This is a genomic window from Streptomyces sp. BR123, assembly GCF_013401435.1.
Lineage (GTDB): Bacteria > Actinomycetota > Actinomycetes > Streptomycetales > Streptomycetaceae > Streptomyces.
In genome coordinates this window covers 1-2,403 of sequence record NZ_JACBGN010000529.1, presented here as the reverse complement: position 1 = coordinate 2,403, position 2,403 = coordinate 1, and the positions used below count along the sequence as shown (strand labels likewise).

General features: G+C 77.1%; 1 protein-coding gene and 1 pseudogene. Both read right to left on the bottom strand.

Translation table 11 applies throughout. The features are described 5' to 3' along the window. Positions 1-922: pseudogene (locus HYE82_RS35935) on the bottom strand (hypothetical protein); the annotation flags it as partial. A gap of 251 nt (positions 923-1,173) precedes the next feature. Further along, positions 1,174-2,376: a precorrin-6y C5,15-methyltransferase (decarboxylating) subunit CbiE gene (gene cbiE, locus HYE82_RS35930; RefSeq protein WP_179178423.1), complete on the bottom strand. Its 1,203-nt coding sequence runs from the start codon at positions 2,374-2,376 to the stop codon at positions 1,174-1,176. Positions 2,377-2,403 lie beyond the last annotated feature (27 nt).

The window sequence follows — 2,403 nt, the reverse complement described above, 5'->3', positions numbered from 1 at the left end:
GGGCGGGGACGACGGCCTCGGCGGCGGCTGCGGGCTGCGCCACCCCCGGGCCCGGCTCCGCCGCCCACGGCGCACCGGCCTGCGGCGGGATCTCGGCGAGCTGCGGTCCGGCGGGCGCGCCGCCTTCCGCGCGCGGCACGTCGAGGTACTCGGGGCCGACGGTCGGCGGTCCCGTCTGGGGCACGGGCATCGGCGCCGGGGTCACGGGCGTGCCGGCCGGGGGCGTGGCGGTGGCGACCGGGACGGCGGCGGGTGCGGCCTGCATCGGCGCAGGGGCCGCGGGGGCGGCCATCGGGACGGCCGGCCCGCGGTCGGCGAGCGAGCGGACGATGCCGGCGCCGTTGGTGGCCTCGGGGACGGGCGGGCCCATGTGCAGCGGCCGCGGGGCGGTCATGGGCGGGACGGGGCCGACCGGGGAGGCCGGGGCGCCGGTCGGCGGCGGCACCACGAGGCCGCCGAGGTCGAGGGCGCCGGAGTCGCGCCCCCCGGCCTCGTGTGCGCCGAGGGTGTAGGCCTCGCCCGCGGCCGGGTCGGGGAAGCCGGGCGCGGAGTGGCCGGGGTCCACGTATCCGGCCTGGGCCATGGCCTGCGCCTGGGCCTGCGCCATGGCCTGGGCCTGGGCGTCGGCGTAGTCGGCGTAGGGCGCGTCGCCGTATGCGGTCTCGACGGGGTAGGCCGGAGCCTGCGGGACGATCTGCGGGTCGCTCCAGGCGCCGCCCTGGCCGTGCCCGCTCGGCATCAGCAGCAGTTCCTCGTCCTCCGGCTCGGCCGGGTTGTCCACGAGGTCCTGGAAGGCATAGCCCCCCGGGACGGGAGCGGGGACGGAGCCCGGGTGCGGGACCGGAGCGGGAATGCCCTGCTGATTCACCATGCCCGCGTTGTCCGGGAGCCCCTCGCCCGGTACCTGGCCGGTGTCAGTCATGCGTACCCCTCGCCCATCGTGTTGCCTCTTCGATCGCCCGGCGCCCACATGACCCAACGAGCGGGGTCGCCGTGCGACGCGCGCTGCGTACGCCCCGTGCGACAACCAGTAAGCATTGTCGCGCCCGTTCGCCACCATGGCGGCCAGAACCGCCACGGTCGGCTGTGGACTGCGCCACGTCGCGCCTCTTGTCGTGCCGTCGCCCCGGGACGTACCAGGGCAGTACGACGATCGGCCAGCCTACCCCGGGCTCAGGCCTGGCGGATCACCGGGCGCTCGCCTGCCAGGAGGAACACGACGGAACGGTCCTGTTCGGCCCAGGTGCGGGTGTCCAGGCCGACGGACTGGAGCAGGGCGCATTCGACGGTGTACCCGCCCTCGGCGAGGGCGCGTCCGATGGCTTCCGCCTCGTCGCGGGTGGAGGCGTGGCTGACGATCCGCTCGGGACGGCGGTCTGCGACGGCGGCGACGACCGCGGCTCCCCCACCGCCTACGCGGACGACGTCCGGTTCGGGGAGGTCCTCCAGGACGTGCGGGGCGCGTCCGGCGACGACTTGGAGCTGTAGGCCGCGCGCGCGGGCGGCTGCGCCGGCGCGTTCGCAGGCATGCGGGTCGGCGTCGACGGCGATGACGGCGGCGCCGAAGGCGGCGGCTTCCACGGCGAAGGCCCCGGAGCCGGACCCGATGTCCCAGACGAGGTCGCCGGTGCGCGGGCCGAGCCGGGCGAGCTGGGCGGCGCGCAGCGGGGCGGATTCCCCTTCCGCGGCGTGGGGCAGGGGGCGGGCCCAGCCGCGTTCGGCGGTGCGGGCGGGGTTCCGGCCGAGCAGCCAGGGCGGTTCGGCGGCGGTGCCGCGGCCGCCGATGACGATGACGACGTTGGGGTTGCGCCAGACATGGTCGGGGGCCTTGTCGGAGGTGACGACGGTGACCTGCTCGCGCTCGGTGCCGAGTTCCTCGCAGATGACGAAGGTGCGGTGGACGGGGCCGAGCAGGAGGGCGAGTTCGGCGGGGCCGGCTCCGGGCGAGGTGAGGACGGCGACCTTGCCGTGGGCGCGGCAGACGTTGACGGCGCGGCGCAGGGTGCGGGGGTTGGCGACGACGACCTGGGCGTCGTCCCAGGGCATGCCGGCGCGGGCGAAGGCGGCGGCGACCGAGGAGACGGCGGGGACGACTTCGACTTCGAGGCCGTACTCGGGGGCGCGCAGGGTGCGGACGGCGCCGAAGAAGCCGGGGTCGCCGTCGGCGAAGACGACGGCGCTGCCGCGGTGGCCGGCGATGCGGCGGGCGGCGAGGCCGAGGCTGCCGAGGCGGATGCGTTCGGCGGCGGGCGGGATCTCGGGGAGTGCGAGGTGGTGGGCGGCGCCGGCCACGAGGGTGGCGGCCGAGAGCGCGGACCGGGCGGCCGCGGTCAGGGGGGAGCCGTCCCAGCCGATCACCGTGACCCGGTCGGCCATCGTCGTCTCTCTCCTGCTGGCTTGGTG

Coding starts and splice junctions, on each gene's coding strand:
- cbiE (WP_179178423.1), bottom strand. CDS start 2,376: ATGGCCGACCGGGTCACGGTGATCGGCTGGGACGGCTCCCCCCTGACC.